Annotated in this window: 18 protein-coding genes and 1 pseudogene; 6 read left to right on the top strand and 13 right to left on the bottom strand. The window is 71.6% G+C overall.

Annotated features, from left to right (window positions below):
- Window positions 1–213: 213 nt before the first annotated feature.
- The 3 genes from J2X68_RS05285 to J2X68_RS05275 form a co-directional block, all read right to left on the bottom strand.
- Complete coding sequence (locus tag J2X68_RS05285) at window positions 214–1,149, bottom strand: SDR family oxidoreductase (RefSeq protein WP_310431248.1); 936 nt, start codon at window positions 1,147–1,149, stop codon at window positions 214–216.
- A gap of 580 nt (window positions 1,150–1,729) precedes the next feature.
- Window positions 1,730–2,332, bottom strand: coding sequence for a GNAT family protein (locus tag J2X68_RS05280; RefSeq protein ID WP_310431247.1), 603 nt, complete (start codon window positions 2,330–2,332; stop codon window positions 1,730–1,732).
- On the bottom strand, window positions 2,329–3,447 hold the full coding sequence (locus J2X68_RS05275; RefSeq protein ID WP_310431246.1) for a ThiF family adenylyltransferase: 1,119 nt from the start codon (window positions 3,445–3,447) through the stop codon (window positions 2,329–2,331). Before J2X68_RS05275 ends, J2X68_RS05280 begins: the two co-directional genes overlap by 4 nt.
- Window positions 3,448–3,966: 519 nt before the next feature.
- Between J2X68_RS05275 and J2X68_RS05270 the strand changes: the two genes are divergently transcribed.
- Both J2X68_RS05270 and J2X68_RS05265 read left to right on the top strand, forming a co-directional pair.
- A complete protein-coding gene (locus tag J2X68_RS05270; protein WP_310431245.1) occupies window positions 3,967–4,464 on the top strand; it encodes an SDR family oxidoreductase in 498 nt (165 codons plus the stop codon).
- 865 nt (window positions 4,465–5,329) lie between these two features.
- Complete coding sequence (locus J2X68_RS05265) at window positions 5,330–6,550, top strand: metallophosphoesterase (RefSeq protein WP_310431244.1); 1,221 nt, start codon at window positions 5,330–5,332, stop codon at window positions 6,548–6,550.
- 5 nt (window positions 6,551–6,555) lie between these two features.
- Here J2X68_RS05265 and J2X68_RS05260 read toward each other — a convergent pair whose 3' ends face one another.
- From J2X68_RS05260 to J2X68_RS05240, 5 genes are all read right to left on the bottom strand, one after another.
- Window positions 6,556–6,978 carry a DUF6924 domain-containing protein gene (locus J2X68_RS05260; protein ID WP_310431243.1) on the bottom strand — a complete coding sequence of 141 codons (423 nt, stop codon included), beginning with the start codon at window positions 6,976–6,978 and terminating at the stop codon, window positions 6,556–6,558.
- 197 nt (window positions 6,979–7,175) lie between these two features.
- Window positions 7,176–7,754 (bottom strand): suppressor of fused domain protein, encoded by a 579-nt coding sequence (locus J2X68_RS05255; RefSeq protein WP_310431242.1) that lies wholly within the window; start codon window positions 7,752–7,754, stop codon window positions 7,176–7,178.
- Between the two features lie 93 nt (window positions 7,755–7,847).
- A complete protein-coding gene (locus J2X68_RS05250; RefSeq protein ID WP_310431241.1) occupies window positions 7,848–7,988 on the bottom strand; it encodes a hypothetical protein in 141 nt (46 codons plus the stop codon).
- A gap of 183 nt (window positions 7,989–8,171) precedes the next feature.
- Window positions 8,172–8,555, bottom strand: a complete 384-nt coding sequence (locus J2X68_RS05245) for a hypothetical protein (RefSeq protein WP_310431240.1) — start codon at window positions 8,553–8,555, stop codon at window positions 8,172–8,174.
- Window positions 8,552–8,785: a hypothetical protein gene (locus J2X68_RS05240; RefSeq protein WP_310431239.1), complete on the bottom strand. Its 234-nt coding sequence runs from the start codon at window positions 8,783–8,785 to the stop codon at window positions 8,552–8,554. The genes J2X68_RS05245 and J2X68_RS05240 overlap by 4 nt, the downstream gene beginning before the upstream one ends.
- A 491-nt stretch (window positions 8,786–9,276) precedes the next feature.
- On the opposite strand from J2X68_RS05240, the gene J2X68_RS05235 reads away from it, so the two are divergent.
- Window positions 9,277–9,609 carry a hypothetical protein gene (locus J2X68_RS05235; protein ID WP_310431238.1) on the top strand — a complete coding sequence of 111 codons (333 nt, stop codon included), beginning with the start codon at window positions 9,277–9,279 and terminating at the stop codon, window positions 9,607–9,609.
- 330 nt (window positions 9,610–9,939) lie between these two features.
- On the opposite strand, the gene J2X68_RS05230 is transcribed toward J2X68_RS05235, so the two are convergent.
- Window positions 9,940–10,557 carry an SUKH-4 family immunity protein gene (locus J2X68_RS05230; RefSeq protein ID WP_310431237.1) on the bottom strand — a complete coding sequence of 206 codons (618 nt, stop codon included), beginning with the start codon at window positions 10,555–10,557 and terminating at the stop codon, window positions 9,940–9,942.
- 575 nt (window positions 10,558–11,132) lie between these two features.
- Here J2X68_RS05230 and J2X68_RS05225 point away from each other — a divergent pair.
- Window positions 11,133–14,894, top strand: coding sequence for a family 78 glycoside hydrolase catalytic domain (locus tag J2X68_RS05225; protein ID WP_310431236.1), 3,762 nt, complete (start codon window positions 11,133–11,135; stop codon window positions 14,892–14,894).
- 251 nt (window positions 14,895–15,145) lie between these two features.
- Here J2X68_RS05225 and J2X68_RS05220 read toward each other — a convergent pair whose 3' ends face one another.
- Complete coding sequence (locus tag J2X68_RS05220) at window positions 15,146–15,739, bottom strand: MBL fold metallo-hydrolase (RefSeq protein ID WP_310431235.1); 594 nt, start codon at window positions 15,737–15,739, stop codon at window positions 15,146–15,148.
- A gap of 82 nt (window positions 15,740–15,821) precedes the next feature.
- Here J2X68_RS05220 and J2X68_RS05215 point away from each other — a divergent pair, with 82 nt between their 5' ends.
- Entirely contained in the window at window positions 15,822–16,778 is a 957-nt protein-coding gene (locus J2X68_RS05215; protein WP_310431234.1) for a helix-turn-helix domain-containing protein, read from the top strand.
- Window positions 16,779–16,947: 169 nt separating this feature from the next.
- Here J2X68_RS05215 and J2X68_RS05210 read toward each other — a convergent pair whose 3' ends face one another.
- Window positions 16,948–17,622 carry a DUF4232 domain-containing protein gene (locus J2X68_RS05210; RefSeq protein WP_310431233.1) on the bottom strand — a complete coding sequence of 225 codons (675 nt, stop codon included), beginning with the start codon at window positions 17,620–17,622 and terminating at the stop codon, window positions 16,948–16,950.
- 89 nt (window positions 17,623–17,711) lie between these two features.
- A complete protein-coding gene (locus J2X68_RS05205) occupies window positions 17,712–18,611 on the bottom strand; it encodes a PIG-L family deacetylase (RefSeq protein ID WP_310431232.1) in 900 nt (299 codons plus the stop codon).
- A gap of 191 nt (window positions 18,612–18,802) precedes the next feature.
- Between J2X68_RS05205 and J2X68_RS05200 the strand changes: the two genes are divergently transcribed.
- Window positions 18,803–21,106: a helix-turn-helix domain-containing protein gene (locus J2X68_RS05200; protein WP_310431231.1), complete on the top strand. Its 2,304-nt coding sequence runs from the start codon at window positions 18,803–18,805 to the stop codon at window positions 21,104–21,106.
- Between the two features lie 49 nt (window positions 21,107–21,155).
- Here J2X68_RS05200 and J2X68_RS05195 read toward each other — a convergent pair.
- Window positions 21,156–21,712: pseudogene (locus J2X68_RS05195) on the bottom strand (TetR/AcrR family transcriptional regulator).
- Between the last annotated feature and the right edge of the window lie 2 nt (window positions 21,713–21,714).

The following is a 21,714-nucleotide window of genomic DNA, read 5'->3' as shown; positions in this document are numbered from 1 at the left end:
TCCAGAGCCGATGGGCATACTCGTGCGCCCGGTCCGTCAGGCCGAGAGGAGCCCCGCGCCAAGCGCCCCAAAGCCGCCGGCTGCGCCCCGGCGTCGGGCGGCACGTCCAGGCATGCGGTTCGGAAGCGGCTGCCCCCTCGCCTAACCGCCGGCCAGAGATCGATCTTGAGTCGGTTGTGCCGCGCCGCTGTGCCGGCCGGACCGATCGCTTGGCTATTCATCGAGAGGGGGACGGGTGGATGATCGGTGGGCGTCCCAGTCGGCGCGGCCGCCGGCACCCAGAACTCCGACGTCGGCCGCCAGCTCGGTCGGCGACAGACGGCGCAGTTCCCGCCGGGCGAGGTGGGTGACGATGGGCGGGAAGGCGGGTCTCAGTGGCTGGCACCAGCGGAGCCACGGTGGTGCGTAGATCTGGCGGGAGCGGCGGATGATCCCGGCGGTCAGCCAGTCGGCCACCTGGGCGGGGGCGTGTACGCGCTGTGCGAAGCGGGGCTGGTTGCGCCGCAGAGCCTGCAGGACGGGGTGGTCGCTGATGCCGGTGACCATGTCGGTGCCGGTCCAGTGGAGGTAGGCGATGCCGACCGTGATGCCGTCGGGTTCCACCTCGCCGCGCAGAGCGAGCGCGAACGACTCCGCACCCGCTTTGGAAGCACAGTAGGCACTCATCATCGGGGCGGAGCCGAAGGCGGCGGTGGAAGCGATCTGGAGGAAGTAGCCCCGGGTCTCGGTGAGATGAGGCAGGAACGCCCTGGCGGTGTTGGCCGATCCGGTGAGGTTGACATCGACGACCCGCTGCCAGAGCTCGGCCGGAGTGCGGGCGAAGGGGCCACCGGTGGCGATGCCGGCGTTGGCCACGACCACGCTCGCCCGACCCAGCGTTCCGCTGACCTGCTGGGCCGCCCGGTCCAGCGCTGCGGAATCGGTGACGTCGGCTTCGATGCAGACGCTCCTGTTGGGCAGGGATGCGGCCGCCAGGCGGAGAGTCTCCTCCTCGCGTCCGACCAACGCCACGAGCATGCCGGCGCGCGACAGACGTCGCGCCAAGGCCTCGCCGACCCCACGCGCGGCACCGGTGACGACCGCTACTCGCCCGCTCAGCACCGTGCCGGGCACACCGCGGACCCGACCGCCACCGGGAGTCACATGCATCGGCCCTCGTTCCCTCCATGCCGCCGAACCGCCGCCGGTCCACCGACGACACGCCACCGACCGCCGCCGACAGCCGCCCTGCCGTCATGACCGGCAGAGCAAAACCGTACGTACCGAGCCTTACGACCTGTACAGCCTCATTTCTTCACAGTGCGGCGAAGGCCGCCACACATGCGCTGCGGGGTCCTGCCCCATGGCCTGCACCGAGTGCGGCGCGGCGGCCACGCGGTCAGATCAGCAGCCTGCCCCCAAACTCCAGGGGCGTCGGACACCGCGTGCCCGTCGACGGCGTGACCTGGGGCAATGGCACGCGGAATGTGGGCGCCCCCTACGGGCCACAGCTGCCGCCGCCTCCGATGTCGACGGATGCGGCGCACGGGCCCGGTGCGAATCCGGGCCCGGAACTTACGACGCGGACGGCGGCACGGCCTGAGCCGTCGGCCGTTACGGCGAACCGGCCGATCGGCTGATCGGCACCTGGCTCGCCGCCGCACCGCTGGGGTGAACCGAGCAGCTCGGCAGAGGCCGCCGCACTACGCGCTGTCGACAGCGGCCGGGCACCCGGCTTCGAGGGCGAGCGTCACGCAGGAAGCAGTGCGTCTCCGTCGAGGATGTGTCGCTCCGCCGCGCTGGCCTGCGGAATCCACTCGGGTGCCACAGCCGCGTAGGTGGCGACGTCGTGCCAGACACCCTGGGTGTTGAACAATTGGCGGAGCGTGGCCTCGGGGTGCAGTCCCGCCGCGAGCATCACGTCGCGCATGCGGGCGTGATCGGCACGGTGTCCTGCCCAGATGCGGTGCAGGCCCAGGTGGCCGAAGCCGTACGCCATGAGGAGGCGGCCCGCCTCGTGGCCATGACCGCTGACCGGGGCCCCCGGCAGCAGCACCAGGCTGGTCAGCATGCCGTTGCGGCCGTACTCCTCCACAAGCAGCCCCATGGTGCCGACCATGGCGTCCTCGCCCGGCGCGCACACCGCCATGGTGTGCTTGCGGCGCGGCTGCACGTAGGGCTGGGAGAGGCACCGCGCGAAGGCCTGCTGTGCCTGTCGGGTGTCCATCCGGTCGACGCCGAGGAAACGGGTCAGCAGGTGATGGGTGTGGATACGTTCGAAAGGAGCGAGATCGGTGGCTCGCATCTCCCGCAGCCACAGGTGTTCGCCGTGCAGTTCGGGCAGGTGGGTCACGAAACAGCTCCCATGCCGACCAGCGCCGGTGCGGCGCCGATCAGCTCTTCGAGGTCGACGTAGTAGCGGCCCGACGCCACCGGGCGATCCAGCAGGATGCGCCGCGCGGCGTCGGTGACCAGGGCGCTGCCGAGCATCACGCCGCTGGCGAGCTGCGGCCAACTGGACAAGGTGCGGCCGATCCGGCCGAGCGCGTCGGTCATCGCAGGACTCAGACGACTCTCGTCGCAGACCTGGAGCAGGTACGCCATGGCGCCCGCCCGGTCGAGACCGCGCACGTCCCGCGCGCTCAGATCACCACCGCGGCCGTGGAAGAGGGGCCGGTCAGGCTCCTCGTCGAAACGCTCGACGTCCAGCAGTCCCCGATCGTTGGCATCCATGAGGACGGGAACTCGGCGGGCACGGGCCTGCTCGCGCACGGCGACCTTGACCCAGGGCGTGTCGCACTCCTCGATCAGCAGATCGAGAGGGTGCTCGGCGTCCCCGAAGAAGGCTTCGACGCTGTCCTCGGTGATGCCCTCACTCCACAGTTCGATGTCGAGGTAGGGGTCGATCTCGTACATCTGACGGGCGCACAGGACGGTCTTGGGCACCCCCAGATCGTGTACGCCGGCTCGCAGTCGGTTCAGGTTGCTCAGCCCGAGCTTGTCGAAGTCCGCGAGGCGGAACGATCCGCCTACTCCTTCCATGACGCAGGTGAGCGCCGCGCTGCTGCCCACGGACAGGCCGACCACGCCGATGCGGCGGCCGAGCAGCTTCCTCTGCTCCACGCTGGTGATCTTGTCGCGGTTGCGGTCGGTGCGTACCCGCCGGAACTCCGGCTCCGGAAGCACGTGGACGAGGCGCCCTGACCAGGGGTACCAGACCCAGGTGCCGAAGTACCGCCGGTCGGCACTCCCGCACAGTTCATCGAGCTCGGCAGCCAGTTGATCCTCGGTCAGGGAATCCCCGGGCCTGAGGCAGCGCACCAGTTCGACGAGCTGGTCGTCGATGAGGTCGTGCACCTCGCGCACGTCACCCGAGGCGAGCAGTTCGAGGAGGCGCGAACGGTCGGCGCCCTCCCGCGGTCGATAGAGGACGGGCCGAACAGCAGACTTGGGGAGAACTCGCGGCATGAAGTCCGACTGTGTACCGCCTGGGGCCGGAATGTCAGCATTGATCACGATCATGGAAGATAGCAGCTCGCGATCTTGGGAAAGCCGGTGCGGAGGGGGCGCGCAAACTCGAATTCATGCACGGCCGTTCACCACCGCCGCGCCACCCTTCGACCCAAAGCCCCCCACTCGGACGACGGCCGACAGGAGGTGCGGACCATCGGATGACCTGGACCGCCCGGCGCCAGTTCCGGTGGCGCACAAGCGGGCCTCACGCTCAGCGCCGATCCCGACCCCGGCTACCGGCTACCGGCTACCGGCTACCGGCTACCGGCTACCCACCCTCCCGGCCCCGGCCTTCGACAACCCCGCGCCCGGTCACGCCACCGAACGCGGGACCACTTGACGAGCCGTCATGCACTCCGTAGCGTCACGCATGCCGTACATGAACATGACTGTGATTCACATCCACAGACGTCGACGGCCGCGCCCACCTGTTCGGGATCGGCGAGGTCGACCGCGTACCAGACGCCCCTCGGGGTGCTGGTCGCCAACGCCGGCGGCAATGCCGCACCTTCGCACGGCGGCTCGCTCACGGCGATCGCGGACAGCTACCGCCGCAACTTCGACGCCAACGTCCTGACCGCCGTCCTCCTCACCGAGGCCCTCCTCCCGCACATGCGCCGCCCCGGGGGCCGCATCATCCAGCTCTCCTCGATCGCCTCGTTGCGGGGTGCCGGCTCATACGGCGGCTCGAAGGGCTGGATCAACAGCTACACATACGACCTCGCCCAGCGCCTCGGCCCCGAAGGCGTCACCGCGAACGCGGTCGCCCCCGGATTCGTCGCCGACACGGAGTTCTTCGGAGACCGCGCCACTCCCGATTTCGTGGCCTCCCGGGTCGCCCAGTCCCTGATGGGCCGCGCAGGCCTTCCGTCCGAGATCGCTGCCGCCATCCACTACGTGGCGTCACCGGAAGCCGCCTACATGACGGGGCAACTGCTGCACATCAACGGGGGCTCGGCGCTGGGACGGTGAAGTCCTTCTGACGTCGCGCAGTCCGCCCCGGTCCGGTCGTCGTACCCTCATTCCTCCGTGCCTCACCGTCTCCGGCCTGACTGCCAACCCGCCGAAAGCTCACCCTCAGGGCATCAGCGGGAAGCCTCCCAGGCTCACACGCCGTCCGCCCTCGACCCGATCATCGGGAACACGAGGTCGGGATGCGATGGGGTGATTCACGGATAGCCGCAACTGCTGGCTCCACCGGGGCAGGTCACGTCATCGTTGGACGTCAGGCCCACGATCCCCAGCACCAGGACAATGAGGGCCAGGATGATCCAGGGGACATTGTCCGCGGCCCAACCGCCTTGGTCACGAGGAGGTTTCGGAGCGCTGGGCTGTGGACTCGTACTGTCACCTGCGGACTCGGCACCGGGCCCGTCGTGTCCCGTTGTCGCCATCGCGTCACCCACCGTTGTCGTCCCTCCCATGATGACACGACACAGGACCCCACCCGTCAAGCCCTGTGCCGTGCGGACTCTCCGAGGAGGTGCCCTCTCCAGCAGTCGACGGGCGAGTGGGCCTGAAGCTGGGCAGCATCACTGTTGCGGCAATCGGTTGTTGCTTCCGGAATCCGTTCCGAACCTGCTCCGTCACCTCCCGGAGCAGGCGCCCGACTCTGATTGATCAGTTACATGTGGCGCGGCGCCCAACCCGCCCAGACCATGAAGGTCAACGCTGTCGTGAGCGGGGGCCGGCAAGGCGTCCCGGCGGAGCGGCTCGGCTCCGGCGAGGTGACGTGCGAGCCGTCGAGCGCGGCGTCGTTGCATGAACGCCGGTCCGGTCAGGCCCAGATCAACCGGATACAGTGCGCGGGACGGCAGCCTGGTCAGAGAGGTGAAGCGTGACCGACACCAGCAACACCCGATCCGCCGACAGCGAAGCGGAAGCTCCGCGGCGGAGCCGACTGCTTCGCCTCACGCGATACCTCCCTCTGATCGCCCCCGTACTTCTGTGGGCCGTTCCCTGCTGGGTGCTCCTGTACACCGGCCAGCACTGGCCGTTGCCCGTCGCGCTGGCCGGCACCGTCCTGTCCGTCCTCGGACTCATCGGTATGCCGCTCGCGATGGTGCAAGGCCACGGACGGCGGCAGCGGGACGGGGCGGCGATCGTCGGTGACACCCTGCTGGGCACCGGCTGGGTCCTGTTCACGTGGTCCGTTCTGCTCGGCGTCCTCCTGCGGGTCGCCTTGACCGTGGCGGACATCGGCGACGGACAGGACCGGGCGCGCGCCGTCACCTGGGCCGTCCTCGGCACAGCCGCCGTGCTGCTGGCCTGGGGGTACGCGGAGGCCCGCCGCGTGCCACGCGTGCGCCGACTCGACGTGCAACTCCCCCGGCTGGGTGCCGGACTGGACGGCCTTCGCGTCGCCCTGATCACCGACACTCACTACGGCCCGCTCGATCGCGCTCGCTGGTCCGCGCGGGTGTGCGAGACGGTGAACACGCTGGAGGCCGACCTGGTCTGCCACACGGGCGACATCGCGGACGGCACGGCCGAACGCCGCCGCGCCCAGGCCGTCCCGCTCGGAACCGTTCGGGCCGCACTCGCACGTGTTTACGTCACCGGCAACCACGAGTACTACAGCGAGGCCCAGGGCTGGGTCGACCTGATGGACGAGTTGGGCTGGGAACCGCTGCGCAACCGCCATCTGCTCCTCGAACGGGGCGGCGACACCCTCGTGGTCGCCGGCGTGGACGACGTCACTGCCGAGTCCTCGGGGCTGCCCGGCCACGGCGCCCACCTCGCCGGAGCGCTGAACGGCGCCGACCCCGACCTGCCCGTCCTGCTCTTGGCGCACCAGCCCAAATTCGTCGACCAGGCGGCAGCCGGCGGTGTCGACCTCCAGCTCTCGGGCCACACGCACGGGGGCCAGATCTGGCCCTTCCACCACCTGGTCCGCCTCGACCAGCCCGCCCTCGCCGGCCTCAGCCACCACGGCCCTCGCACTCTCCTCTACACCAGCCGCGGCACCGGCTTCTGGGGCCCGCCGTTCCGCGTCTTCGCCCCCAGCGAGATCACCCTGCTCGTGCTTCGCTCCCCACACTCACCCACCTCGCCGTAGCGGTGTCAGCCCTCGTCGAAGCCGTGGAAGGTCCCTGACCCGTCAGCGGCGTCAGCGAACTCCGCGAAGTCCATGTTGGCGATGCTGAGGTTGGCCGAGATGTCGGGGAACCACCGGGCGGGGACCCTGAAAGTCCGCCCCGGCTCGTCCGAGAGGTCCACGGCCAGGAGTGGGTGGCCCGCATCCTTCATCGTGGCCGCGTCCGCCAGGAACATGTAGACGATCTGTTTGTCTTCGTCCGCGGCCGCCTCTTCGGCCACCAAGGCCTCGACCCCCACGCCGGCGTAGCGAAGCTCGCTGACATACGTGGCATGGGGGTAGTCGCCGGCCGCGTCGAGTGCGGCTCGAACGGCGTCCCAGGCTCCCTCGTCACCGAATTCGGTACGCAGGACCAGCGAGGTCAGATCGTCAGGCTGAGGCAGAGGCATCTCGTGATCCTCTCACCCGGCGCTGACATCGACTGCCCTGACCAGGCACCCACCAGGTGGGCCGGATCCCCTCCGGGCAACCTGGCGATACCGAGCAGCGCCGCCGGACGCCAGGACAGCAAGCGCCCTTGCAACTGGTCGCGGGTGGCGGCCTGTCGTGGCCTGTCATGGGACGCCCACCGTGGCGCGCACGCGACTCAGACGACAGAGCCTCTGAACGGATCGGTAGGAATGATCGCCGCCTCGTCGAGGAGCCGCTCCAACGCCTCGTGGCCGTGCCGTCGGCGGAACTCGATCTCGGCGGTGGTCACCGGCAGGGTCCACACGATGCGGGCGCGCCCCTGGGGCAGGGGACAGTGTTCGAGGTCGGGTCCGTGCAGGTAGGGCAGGCTGATGAGCAGGTGGTCGCAGGTCGAGCCCGGCACCCACGGTTCACCGATCGGCATACTGTGCTGGAGGTCGAGCCGATGCCCTCCGCAGTGGTAGTAGGCGATCATCGCCATGAGGTCGATGAACCGCTGGTCGCGGACGTGGGCGGTCATGACGAACTCAAGTCCGTGGCCGTTCTTCTCCATCGAGGCCCAACACCCGGCGGTCACATAGGCCCAGCAGTCGCTGCGGGGGCCCGGCCCCACGACGAGAACACGCAGGTCGGGCAGTGCCTCTCGCCTTTCCGTCCCGAGGTCGTAGTCGACGACCTCCACGGAGTGTCCCTCGAAGAACGCCCGGACATGTGACTCCACGCCCTCGGCGGCCAGCAGTCTCGCATTACTCACCGAGCGATCATGCCAGATGGCGTTCGATCGATCCTGCGTTCGTTGTCGCGGGGGGCACTGCGGGCATCGGCCTCGCCCGTCGCCCGTCACCCGTCACCCGTCACCGGCGGCGGCGGACAGGCCGGCCGGCTCGCCGGGCCCCGGCAGACTCAGCTCCAGGTCTCCCTCACGGAGCGCCAGGTCCTCGATCGCCGCCGGGGCGGAGTCCTGCCCGCTCATGGGTCGCGCGGTCACTGCATCAAAGTTGCGGCCGGTATCTATCGCTGTGGCTGGATTGTGCTGCATGGTGTGCGGACGGGTGAGCCTCCCACCCCTAGGTGGAGGATCCCCCTTACGGGCCCTGTCGTCCCGTGGGCGGCAGGGCCCGCCGCACCTCCCGGCTCCCCACGGGAAGCCACGCGGGCGACACCCACTTCGCTACGGTCGCCCTGGCCGCGCCAGCAGCCGCAGCCGCAGCCCGCCTCGATCAGGGCGCCCCGAAGCGCGCTGCCCAAGGCCACGAGGGAGCCACCGCAGCACAGCAGCCGGGTCAAGGCTCGTCGCTCGGCACCGTGTGCTGCACTGACTCCGAACTCCGGACGCTGAAGTAGCCGGCTGCCGCGCCAGCTCGTGCACCGCCTCGTGCACCGCCTCGTGCACCGCCTCGTGCACCGCCTCGTGCACCGCCTCGTGCACCGCCTCGTACACCGCCTCGTACACCGCCTCGTACACCGGCAGCATCTCCCCTCCCCCGATGGAGCGGCGGATCACGCGCGAGCGCTCCTTCTCCTGCGCCGTCAGGTACTCCGACCTCGGGTTCACCTCTGCCGCTCCAGCGCACGGCCCCGGCGCCGCAACTCCACCCGCGCCGCCGGGACCGCCACCGTCCGTTGCGACCAGAACGGATGCCACCGCAACCGCACCGAGAGCGCGTACAGCCGGCGGCGCAGCACGGTCACGTGCGCGGGTCGGGGCGCGGCGAGAGCGTCGTAGACACGGAACCAGTCCGCCTGCAGCCGCACCAGGTCGTGAGGGAAGTCGACAGCATCCATTCCTCTATTAGCTCATGTGTTCGAATTTCTTGCCAAACGGCCCGCTCGCGACGCGCACCCGAGCCGGACGGCCGGGTTCGACGGAGCCAATCCGGCCCGGCGCATGATGCACAGGGCTCCCTCCCCACGAACCGGCAGGCGACCGGCTCACCGGACCCTGCGCGGCCCCGCCGCGTCGGCTTTCGGCCCCGGCCCCGGCCCCGGCGACAGGCACAGACCCCCCGGTCGCCAGGGAAGCGGGCTCAGGTCCTCCAGCCGTCACAGAACCCGGGTACAAAGCTTCGCGCGGGAGAGAAGTCGCAGTTCACAGGCCTCGAAGACACCTGCACGGCAGGTAGCGGTACTGCCCGTCCAGCGGGGTTGCGTCGATAGCCGCCACCCCCGTCAACCTGCCTGCACATCCCCGGCGCCCGCACCGATGTCCCTGCCCACGGCTCCGCACACAAGGGGTGACACACGACTGACCGCCGCACCCCGACCAGGAGCCGACCATGAACGCGCCGACACTCCCGGGCCACGTCCTCTCCGGCCTCGCCGCCGGAACCTCGGCCCTCGCCCACGCCCCCTGGTGGATCGTGCTGCCCCTCCTGCTCCCGACCACCGCCGCAAGCGTCACCGCCCTCGTCACCGCCTGCTCCCGCATCCGGACGGAAGCCATGCGACGACGGCACGAGGACACCTGCCTCGACCAGGCGACCCAAGCCGGGGACTACGCGGCAGGCCTGGAACACCTCACCCGGATCCGGCAGGCAGCCGTACCCCTGCCGCCGGAACCGACTGCACGGCCACCGCAGCCGACCGAGCCCCCCACGCCCCCGCCATGACACAGCCGTGCGCCAGCAATCCGGGCGGGTGCCGCAGGACTGAGCCCCCGCGCACCGCCGTGCACGAGGGCTCAGGAGCATGCCGCCTTCCCGTATCCCTCGCGCAGGCGGCCGCTCGAGCGGACCTCGCCTCCGAGACCCGCTACCAGGTATTCCGGAACTGCCGAGTGCGCGGATTGGTCCTGCGCGCCGACTCACCCGCAAGGACGATCAGGGGGCCGACCACCCCTGGCGGATTCGTTCGGGTGCGGGCGTGCTCAGGTCCCACTCGGGTTTCAGTCGGCTCAGCCTCTGCACCGTGAAACCGGAGGGAGGAGCCACGGCGGACGGTCAGCCGTAGAGCGAGCGGGCTGCCGGGCTGTCGGCCTTGAAACGCCGGCCCATGGCGATCTCCTCGCCGACCACCGACCAGACCGTCTCGTCGTCCTGGAAGGGGAGCGGGTCGACAGCGCTCGTCTCCTGACGGACACGCTCGACCTCGCGTTCCAGGCGCTCGAAGCCGGCTTCCTCGTCGCCGTCGTCGCCGCTGAACGTGAACTCATCGAGCAGACGCTGGAAGCGGAGGGTCACTTGGACGAGGGAGGAGACGTCCGTGTGCAGTTCCCGCACGGTCTCCTCGTCGGCGTCGAAGGCGTGCACCTTGCCGGAACGGGGATCGAGGGCGAGGTGGGCGTTGAGCAGCCAGCCGATGACCGGCCATTCGCCCGCGCCCTCGGCGGCGTCCTCGAAGTCCTCGACGGCGACCACGTCCTGGACGAGGGCCGGCCGGCCGGAGTCCGCGTCGGGCTCGCGCAGCCAGAGCGTTCCGGAGGGGACGCCGAAGGTCTGCAGGAGACGGGCGCCCTCGGTGCCCTCGGTGGAGGGCGGGAAAGCGCTGGCGGGCAGGGTCACCAGCCGGTCCTCGCCGAAGACGTCGGCGAGTTCACCACGGGTCACGTCGAAAAGCACTGCCGGAACTCCGAACTCGGCGGCGGCACACGCACGCACGGGACGCTTGACGGGGGGCGGAAGAACCAGGCACTCGCGGAGCTGCCGGGTCGCGGCGTACGGGACCGTTTCGGGACCTGTACGGGACCGCCAGGGAACCGAGAATCCACGTTCGCCGACTCGATCGTCAACAGTGGTCCGTTCACGGTTCGGAGCCCGGCCAGTCAGAGCGACGCCCCCCGAACAATCACCGATGGTGACTGCCGCATGGCCGTCGAGCAGACACCCAAGCGGTTGGAAAGTCCACGCGACCCCCGGGGCCGAGATGGCGGGATCTCTTGACGCCACTCACCAACTCTCGTAGTTTTCCAGCGCCTTGGCAGTTTGAAACGATTCAACACCTGCTGCCGATGCGCGATCCGTGCTGCCTGGAACCGGCCACCGTCCACCCGCCACAGGCTGCGCCCGCCCGGACCGGGGGCCGCCGTCCGGGTTCACCGCTCGATCCGGACACCGCTCGACCCGGACCCTGCTCGACCCGGACCTGCTCAGCCCGGCTCTCCTGTTTCGCCCGACCAGCGTGAAGGAGTACTCCGTTGGCAAGTCAGACCACTCCCCCCACTCCCCCCACCCCCGACTCGACCACGCACCAGGAACAGCCCCCGCTCAGCCGACGTCACTTCCTCGGCACCGCGTTCGCCTTGACGGTCGGCGCCCTCGCGACGGGGGTCGTCGGCACGCTCGGCGGCAGCGCGCAGGCGGCCACCCGCGGACCGCGCGCCGAGCCCGTGGAGCTGACCCCGGCGCACTGGATCTGGTACCCGGAAGGGGATCCCGGCACCGACGCCCCCGCCGGACACCGCTACTTCCGTACCGGTTTCACCGTCGCGGAGGGAGAGGTGACCGACGCACAGCTCGTCGTCACCGGCGACGACACCGTCGACGTGTGGCTCAACGGGAAACCGCTGGCGGGCTCGCCCAGAGCCGCCCGGTCCTGGCGCAAGGCCCTGTACGTCGATCTGCGGACGGCCGTCGCCACGGGGAGCAACACCCTCGCGCTCGCCTGCCGGAACCAGGGCGGCTCAGCCGGGGTCATCGGGCGGCTGCGCGTCGTGACCGCCGGCGGCACGACCGACGTCGTCACGGACGGCCGCTGGACGGCGGCCGAGGCCGTGTCCGCGGGCTGGGAACAGCCCGGCTCCGGCGGCGAAGGCTGGACGGCCGCGCGCGATCTCGGCGCCTATGGAACCGCTCCCTGGTACACCCAGGTCGCCGCCCCGGATCTCGCGGCCGCCTCGCCGTTGCGCGTGGCCGCCCGCACCGTGGAACGTCGCGCCAACCCGCTGGGAGTGGACGCGGCACACCCGCGCTTCGGCTGGGTCCTCGACTCGACGGAGCAGCAACAGCGCCAGGGCGGCTACCGGATCCAGGTCTCGTCCACGGCCGGCGGCCCCGGTGACCTGTGGGACAGCGGCCGCGTCCCGTCCGACCGGCAGATCGACATCGCGTACGCGGGCAAGCCGCTCAAGAGCCTGACCCGCTACTTCTGGCGCGTGCGTGTCTGGGACGTCCAGGGCCGGGCGGCCTCGTGGAGCACACCGCAGTGGTTCGAGACCGGGCTGCTGTCGGCTGCGGACGAGTGGTCCGCCGCGTTCATCGGACGGCCGCCCGGTCCTGATCTGTCGGGGGCCACCTGGATCTGGTACCCGGAGGGCGATCCCGCGGCCGGAGTACCCGCCGCGACCCGCTACTTCCGCCGCACGTTCAGCCTGGCGGAGGTCCCCGCCGTCGCGACCCTGATCGTCACCGGGGACGACACCGCGGACGTCTGGGTCAACGGAACGCCGGTGAGCACCTCGCGACGAGTGACCGACTCGTGGAAGAGCGCGGCACAGATCGACGTCACCGCGCACCTCGGGAGCGGCGACAACACGATCGCCGTCGCGAGCCGGAACACGAGCCAGTCCCCGGCCGGGATCATCGCCGCACTCGCGGTGTCCGGGGGCCCGAGCGTGGTGACCGACGGATCCTGGAAGGCGCACCAGGACGCGCCCCCGGGGTGGGAGAGCCCCGGATACGACGACGGGGGCTGGCCCGCGGCACGCGCGGTCGCCTCGTACGGTGGCGGCCCGTGGGGCTCCGGCGTCCGGGTCGTCGGGCCGGCCCCGCTGCTGCGCAAGAGCTTCACCGTGCGCGGGCGAGTCGCCTCGGCACGGCTGCTGACCACCGCGCTCGGTCTGCACGAGACCCGGCTCAACGGCGCCAAGGTCGGCGACGACGTCCTGGCCCCGGGCTGGACCGACTACACCAAGCGCCTGCAGTACAAGGTGTTCGACGTCACCGCGCAGATCCGGCGGGGATCCAACGCGCTCGGCGCATGGCTCGGCAACGGCTGGTTCTCCGGCAGTCTGGGCTTCGCCGGCAACCAGCGCTACGGCACTCAGCCGTTCTACGCGGCGCAGTTGCTCATCACGTTCACCGACGGATCGACTCAGCTGGTGACGACGGACGGCAGCTGGAAGGCCGGCACGGGCGCCGTCACGGCGGACGATCTGTACCACGGCGAAAGCTACGACGCCCGTCTGCACGTCGAGGGCTGGGACTCGGCCGGGTTCGACGACGGCGACTGGGCGGCCGTCGTCGTCCACGACGGGCCCGCTCCCCGGCTGGTGGCGCAGGTCGACAACGGTGTCACCGTCCAGCACGAGTTCCGCCCCGTGTCGATCACCGAGCCGCGGCCGGGGGTGTGGATCTTCGACCTGGGGCAGAACTTCACCGGCTGGAACCGCGTCGCGGTCCGCGGCGACGCCGGCACGACGGTCACCGTCCGGCACGCGGAGGTCCTCAACCCCGACGGCACGCTCTACACCACGAATCTGCGCGCCGCCCAGGCCACCGACAGCTTCACTCTCGCCGGCACCGGGAGCGTCGAGACCTACGAGCCCCGGTTCACCGTCCACGGCTACCGTTACGTCGAACTGAGCGGACTGCCTGCCGGCTTCCGGCCCGACGACACCACCGTCGTCGGACGCGCGGTGTGGACCGACGCGGGGCAGCCGGGCACGTTCAGCACCTCCGACGCGCTGGTCAACAAGCTCCAGCACAACATCGTGTGGGGCGAGCGCAGCAACATGCTGTCGATCCCGACCGACTGTCCCCAGCGGGACGAACGCCTGGGCTGGACAGGCGACATCGCCGCCTTCTGCGCGACCTCCGCCTTCAACCTGAACACCCATGGCCTCCTCGCCAAGTTCGTCGACGACCTGACGGACGCCCAGCGGGCCGACGGCGCCTTCACCGACGTCGCGCCCGCGGTCATCTCCGGTGCCGGCACGGCCGGATGGGGGGACGCGGGGACGATCATTCCCTACACGCTGTGGCAGCGCTTCGGGGATCTCACGGTCGTCGACGAGCACTTCGCGGCCATGACCAAGTGGGTCGACTACCTGCGCGACACCTCCGGCAGTGACCTGATACGCGATCAGCAGACCTTCGGCGACTGGCTCAACGTCAACGACGACACGGCCCAGGATCTCGTCTGCACGGCCTACTTCGCCTGGTCGGCCCGCCTGGTGTCCCGTATGGCGGCCGCCACCGGCCGCGGCACGGAGGCCACCGCCTACGGGCAGCTCGCCGATCGGGTGGCGGCGGCCTTCCGCGCCCGCTTCGTCACGGACGACGGCACCGTCCGCGGCAACACCCAGACCGGTTATGTGCTGGCCCTGGCCTTCGAGTTGCTGCCCTCCGCGCTGGCCCGGCCGGCCGCGGACAAGCTCGCCGCGAACGTCGCGGCGACGGACGGACATCTCAGCGTCGGCTTCCTCGGCGTGGAGAACCTGCTGCCGGTGCTCGCCGACCACGGTCATGTCGAGACCGCCTACCGGATACTGCTGCAGCGCGGCTTCCCCGGCTGGGGCTACATGATCGACCACGGCGCCACCACGATCTGGGAACGCTGGGACGGCATCCGTACCGACGGCTCGTTCAACGACCCGGGCATGAACTCCTTCAACCACTACGGGCTGGGCTCGGTCGGCGACTTCCTCTACCGCCAGGTCGGCGGACTCGGCCCGGCGAGCCCCGGCTACGCCTCTCTGCGCATCGCCCCGCGGCCCGGCGGCGGCCTGACCTCCGCCGACAGCACGTACGCCACCCCCTACGGCAACGCGTCGAGCAACTGGTCGGTCTCCGGCGGCCGGCTGAGTCTTCGCGTCACCGTCCCCGTCAACACCTTCGCCGGCGTCACCGTGCCCACCCCGCGGCCCGAATCGGTCGTCGCCCCGCCCCAGGCCGTCCCGACCGGTCCGGCCACCTACCATCTGCCGGCCGGCCGCTACACCTTCACGGCTGCTGCCTGACCACCGCCGGCACGCGGGGACGGAGGAGCAGCGCCGTCCCCGCTCGCCCGGTCCTTCGTACGAACATGCGCGCGTACGAACCATGCGCGGCGGTCGCGCGGGCCCCGGCCTCGGCCCTCCGCTCTTGGCTCTTGGCTCTTGGCCCTGATGAGGTGTGGAGGGGACCGTGGGATGGTGTCCGGTACGACGACGGGGCTTCGCGTCACGCCGCCCGCCGGACCGAGCTGCGCGGCGCGCACCGGACGGAGCGGCTAGCGCGGTGTGGTGTCGTCGGCCCGGAACGGGCCGCCGTGGCCGGGCACGATCAGGTCCGCGGCGGTCAGCACCCGGAGCCGGGAGGCGCGCAGCACCTCGCGGTCGGGGGCCACCGGGTCGTCCGCCGGGCCGTCCGCGTGCCACCACAGGTCACCGGCGAAGGCGACCACGCCCGACTTCGTGCCCGCGAGCAGCGTGATGTCCTCGGCGCTGTGGCCCGGGGTGCGGATCAGGCGTAGCGACGGGGTGAGTTCGTAGCCCTCCGCGTCCCGGTTCCTCCACTGATCGCCGAGGTACTCCACCTTGTGGTCGTGCACCCGGGCCCGTCCGAACAGGCCCACGTTCATGGTGTTGTCCGGGTGGTGGTGGCTGAGCACCACATCGGTGATGTCGTCGGGGTGGAGCCCCAGTTCCTCGAGCGGAGCGAGGATCAGGTCGCGGCTCGCGACCATGCCCGGGTCGAAGATCACATGGCGGCCGGCGTCGGACACGTAGGAGACGGTGGCGGCGACTCCGGGGCCGGTGGAGCCGACGTATCCGGTGGTCAGGATCGTGTACTGGGCGCTGCGGCCGAGCGGTGCGTCTGTCATGGCATCGATCCTTCCGGGCAGCGCGGGCGGGCACGAGTGGCACAAGTGCCGCTGATCGCAGGATTGGTGCCACACTGCGCGGATGTCTCCCTTCACGACCGTCGCCGCGTACGCCCCGCCCGGAGTCGGCATGCTCGCCGTCGGCATCGTCGCCGAGGTCTTCGGTCCGCACGGAGAGGGGCTGCCCGGGTTCGACTTCGCGCTGTGCGCCGACCGGCCCGGGCCGGTCCCGACCGATCTCGGCGTGCCGCTCACCGTCACGTACGGCCTGGACCGGCTCGCCGCCGCAGATCTGGTGATCGCCCTGCCCTGGACCGGTTTCCGCACACCGCCCGCTCCCGCCGTCCTCGGAGCGGTGTCCGCCGCGCACGAGCGGGGGGCCCTGGTCGCGGCCCACTGCGTGGGCACGTTCGCGCTCGCCGCCGCGGGGCTGCTCGACGGCCGGCGGGCCACCACCCACTGGCGGTTCGCCGAACTGCTCGCCCACCGCCATCCGGACGTCACCGTCGAACGCGACGCCCTCTACATCGACGAAGGGCGGGTCATCACCGGTGCCGGCGCCGCCGCGGGCTTCGATCTCTGTCTGCATCTGCTGAGGCGGGAGTACGGGGCCGCGATGGCCAACGCCGTGGCCAGGGACGTGGTGCTGCCGTCCCACCGCGACGGCGGGCAGGCGCAGTACCTGGCCGCCCCGGTCCCCGAGGACTGCCGCGACGAGCGTCTCGCCGAGGTGCTCGCGTGGGCCCGCGAGAACCTCCACCAGCCGCTTCCCGTCGCGGAGCTGGCCCGGCGTGCCGTGATGAGCAAGCGGTCCTTCGCCCGCCGCTTCACCGCCGCGACCGGCACCACCCCCCACGCCTGGTTGCGGGGCCTGCGGCTGAGCAGCGCCGAGGAGTTGCTGGAGACCACGGACCTGCCGGTCGAGGAGGTCGCCCGCCGTGTCGGCTACGGAAGCGCGGCCGTCCTGCGCGAGCAGTTCGTGCGCCGCCGGGGGGTGCCGCCGCGCTCCTACCGCCGCTCCTTCACCAGCACGCCGTGAGGGGCGTGCGGAGGAACAGCCGGGCCGACGCGTGGGTCGGAAGAGGTCCGCGGGCCGGGTGCGAAGGGCGGCTCCGGCGACGCCGAGCGGTCGGTGGGCCGCCCGGGTGCGGGGGACCCGGAGCTCACCGACCTCGCCGGCGGGTGTGACCCGCCGGGGTGCGGGACCGTCAGAAGTCGTCCGCGCCGTTGCGGAGTTCGGGTGTCCAGTAGCCGGTGAGGGCCTTGGCGGGGTCGACGGCGACCCCGTCGCTGCCGGGCGCGGTGACGGCGATGACGGTCGAGTCGCCTTCGAGCATGACGGAGAACGCCGACACGGGCTCGTTCTCCTCGTCGGTGCCGCCGTCCGACAGCTTCACCAGGGCGTAGGCCGGCTCGCCCGCCTGGAGGACGACCGGCGCGCCCGGCTTGCTCTTGGCCACGGCCGGGACGTCCTGCTTGTGGCTCTCGAGGAACTGGATGCGCGGGAAGCCCGTCAGCCGGCAGGAGTGGCCGGAGGTGTTCTTCGCCGTCAGGACGAGGTGGGTGTACGGCGGGCCGTCCTGGGTGGCGGCGGTGATGCCGACGTCCCCCGCGGCGCAGACCGGGGTCGAGGTGGAGGCCGTGTCGGAGTCGCTCCCGCCGGCGCTGCCCGTGGATCCCCCGGCGGTGGAGCCGTTCGATCCGGCCGAACCGGCCGGGGCCGTGGTGCCGGTCGCCTGTCCCTGGGTCGCCTCGGCCGTGGCGGAGGCCGTCTGCGCGGCGGAGTCGGTGTCCGTGCCGTCCTGGCAGCCGGTGAGGGACAGCGCGAGGACGGCCGCGCCCGCGGTGGCGAGCAGGGTGGAGCGGTGACGCAGTGCGTTCATGGAGAGGGTTCCCTGTGAGTGGTGCGGGGCCGCGGCGGTCTGCCGTCGGCCGATGGAGAGGTGATCGGGGCGCGAAGGCCGCGCGGTCGTCAGTTGCCCTTGCCCGGGCGGTAGTCCGACGGGAGCGTGTGGACGAACTCGCGGGGGTCGTCGTGCGCGGCCTCCAGCAGTTCGGGGACGCTGTGGTAGCCGAGTGCGTACAGGTTCCGGGCGGGGTCCCACGTGTTGTAGGCGTACATCGCGTTGCGCTTGGTCTTCATGTGGGAGCCGGGGATGTTCAGCACGTACGCGGCGCCGTCGGCGCGCCGGGCGCGCGGGCGCGCGTAGGCGTAGACGTGGTGGAAACGCACGTCCGAGATCGTGCCGTCGTTCATCAGCCGGTAGGCCACGTCGCTGCACGCCTTGTGCGTCTCGGTGAGCTCCAGCCAGCCGGCGGAGAACTTGTGCGACGCGCCGGGATACCGCTCGGCGAGGGCCTCCACCTTCGTCGATATCCGGTCCACGAGCCGGTCGTAGGCGGCGGTGCTGGAGAAGCCGTCGTCCGGGATCTTGAAGTTGATGACCTTGTCGACGCCGAGCGCCTTCGCGGAGGCCATGAACTCGGCGGTCCGGGCGGCGACGATCTTGCTGGTCCCGTCGGTCGGCCAGGAGAGGCGGTGGCTGCCTCCGGCGGCGCACGGATGCGGGTCGGCCCAGGTGGTCAGCGGGCACGGGCCGGTGTTCATGAGGCGGGCCAGATCAGGGTTCCTGCCGTCGCTGACCAGCACCAGGTAGACGGGCCGCCCCGCCGCCTTGTGCTCCAGGATCGACCCGGCCAGGCCGATCGCGTCGTCGTCCTGGTGCGGCGAGTAGAAGAGGGCGGGCTTGGCGGCGGCCGAGGCCGCGGGAGCCCGCACGGACTGGTGGACGACGGCCGCGGCGGTCAACGCCCCCGCTGCCAGCACGCTCCGCCTGGACACGGCGAAGGCCGGCTTGTCGATGCTGTTCATCAGAGATTCCCCGTTTGACGGTCGGTGGTCCGCGCGACAGCGGACCTCACGGGCGGGAGGAGGTCAGCCCCTCGCCTGCCGCCAGTCGATCACCTCTCCGGCCTGCGGCCCAGGCGGTTTCACCGGCAGAACTGTCATCGGCCATACTTCTGCCGGGGCTCGCATCAGGACGGGTCCGGTGATCGGGGACAGTGACTGTGTGGAGTGGCGCACCCGCCACGGGGGACTTCGGGCAGCAGGTGCGCGCACTGCGCGCGCAGGCCGGACTCAGCCAGGAGGCACTGGCGCATGCCGGCGGCGTGAGCGTGCGCGCCTTGGCGGACATGGAACGCGGGCGGACCCGTGGACCGCAGCGCCGCACCGTGCGGGCGCTGGCCGAGGCGCTCGGACTGGACGAGGCCGCCGCCGGGCGGCTGGAGCAGGCCGCCGCCCTGGGCCGTCCTCGGGCAGCCCCCGCGCCGGGGGCCCACACGCCCTTGGCGCTGCCGCGCGACCTGCATGACTTCACGGCCCGCGGCCAGGCCCTCGCCCGCCTCGAGGACCTGGCGGAGAGCGCCGATCCCGCCCACGCGGCGGTGAACGTGGTCACGGGGCAACCGGGCCTGGGCAAGACCGCGTTCGCCGTCCACGCGGCGCACCGACTCGCACCGCGCTTCCCGGACGGGCAGTACGCCCTCGACCTGCACGGCATGGACCCCGAGCCGACCGCGCCGCGCGACGCGCTCGCCCGGCTGCTGCGGGCGCTGGGAGTCACCGCCGCCGCGATCCCGGCCGACACGGACGACCGGGCCGGCCTGTGGCGGTCCATGGTCGGCGGGCGGCGCGTGCTGGTGCTGCTGGACAACGCGGCCGACGAAGCCCAGATCCGCCCGCTGCTGCCCGGCGACGGCCCTTCGCTGACGCTCGTCACCAGCCGGAATTCGCTGGCGGGCCTGGAGTCGGTCCACCGCACCGATCTGGCCCTCCTGCGCCGCGAGGAGGCGGTCCAGCTCCTGACCCGCATCATCGGCCCGGATCGGATCCAGGCGGAGGCCCAGGCAGCCCGTGACCTGGCCGACCTGTGCGGGCACCTGCCGCTGGCCGTCCGGATCGCCGGCCAGCGACTCCACGGCAGACCGCACGAGCGCCTCGGCAAGCTCGTCACCCGGCTCGCCGCCGAGGGCCGTCGGCTGGACGGGCTCCAGGCCGGAACCCTGCGGATCCGCGCCGCCTTCGCCCTGTCGTACCGCCAACTTGCGCCGTCGTCACGGAAGTTCCTTCGTCGTGCCGCGCTGGCCGCCGGTCCTGACTTCAGCCCCGAGACCGTGGCCCTGCTGGCCGACCTGCCGTTCGCCGACGCGGCCGCCCGCGCGGAGGAACTGACCGAAGCCGGGCTGCTGCAGAGCGACCCCGGCGCCGAACGCTACCGGTTCCACGACCTGCTCAAGCTGTACGCCGCCGAGCAGACCGAGGCCGAGGACGATCCGCGGGAGCGGGACGCGGCCCGGGACCGGACCGCCCGGTGGATGCTTCGCCGGGCCACCGCCGCCGCCCTCCGCTTCGACGTCGAACACCACCAGGACGCCCCGCACGGCGATCCCGATCCCACCGGAGCGCCCCTCGACCGGGAAGAGGCGCGGGCCTGGCTGGAGAGCGAGCGCCATCAATGGCTCGCCGCCCTGCGCCGGGCCCACGAGGGCGGCCACCACCGGCAGGTCCTGGACACGGCGGAGGCGATGCACTGGTTCTCGGACCTCAACCAGCACTGGGAACTGTGGGCGGAGGTGTTCCGGCGCTCCGCCGACGCGGCCCGCGCCCTGGGCGACCGGCGGGAGGAGGCGGTCCATCTCAACTACCTGGCCTGGGCCTACAACCTGTGTCTCCACGACCCGCAGGCCGCCCTGACGACCGCCGACATCGCGCTCGTCGCGGCCCGTGACAGTCAGGACGAGCTCCAGGTGGGCTGGGCGCTCGGTTACGGCGCCGGGGCCCTGCACCGGCTGGGCCGGGCGGACGAGGCGCAGGCGCGCTTGTGGGAGGCGGCCCGCTGCCTCGGCGCGCAGGCCTCCTCGCAGGCCCGGCTGGCCGAGCTCACCGTCCTGAACACGCTCGGCGCGCACCTGCGCCAGGCCGGCCGGACGGGCGAGGCGCTGGACATCCACCGCCGCTGCGCGGACATCTCCGGCAGCGGGATCCCGGGCATGCCGGACGAACTGATCGCGATGTACCACGCCGTCGCGCACCAGCAGATCGGCAACGACCTGGCGGCCATGGAGCGCTGGCAGGAAGCCGAACCCGCGCTGCGCCGCGCGCTCGAACACTTCGAGACCACGCAGATGCCCGCGTGGGCCGAGCCGGCCCGCCTCGACCTGGGCCGCGTCCTCAGCGCGCTGCGTCATCCCGAGGCCCGCCGGACGCTGCTCGCCGCCCGGGACGCCCTGGCCGCGCTGCGGAGCCCGCTGCACGGCGACGCCGCCTCCGCCCTGGCCATGGACGAACTGGGCACGGGATCCTGACGGGCCTGACGGGCGGGCGTCCGCCGCCGGCCGGCCGCGTCGGCCGGTGTCAGGCGGCGGGGCCGCCGGTCGTGGTGACGCGGGTGACGGCTTCCAGGGTCAGGGCGCGGTCGTGGGGTTCCCGGGCGAGGGCGCGGTGCAGGGTCAGGCCCTCGATGAGAGCGTCGAGCCGGCGGACGGTGTCCGGGTCGAAGTGCTTCTCCAGGTGGGTGCGGCTGCGGGCCATCCACTCGTGCGTGAGTTCCCGGTAGGAGGGTTGCCGGGCGGCGAGGGTGTACAGCTCCTGGGTGAGGACGAGGTCACGCGGGTTTCCGTCGGACAGGGCGTGGATGAGGTCGGCCACCGCCGCTCTGGCCTGGTCGCGGTCGGTCGGCGCACCGAGATGCACGTCGAACACCACGACGATGTGGTCGGTGAAGCGCCGGAACGCCTCGCGCAGCAGCTCGTCGAGGCCGCTGAAGTGGTAGGTCATGGACCCAGGGGCACGCCCGCGCGCGCGGCGATCTTCCGGTGGGAGACGCCGGCGACTCCTCGCTCGGCGATGAGGTCGAGCGTCGCGGCGAGGATGCGTTCGCGGCGCTGGGGGTCGGTGTGTCCGGTGGCCATGG

Origin of the sequence: Streptomyces sp. 3330 (assembly GCF_031456635.1) — a bacterium.
Classification (GTDB): Bacteria; Actinomycetota; Actinomycetes; order Streptomycetales; family Streptomycetaceae; genus Streptomyces.
This window is presented reverse-complemented; position numbering and strand designations above follow the sequence as displayed.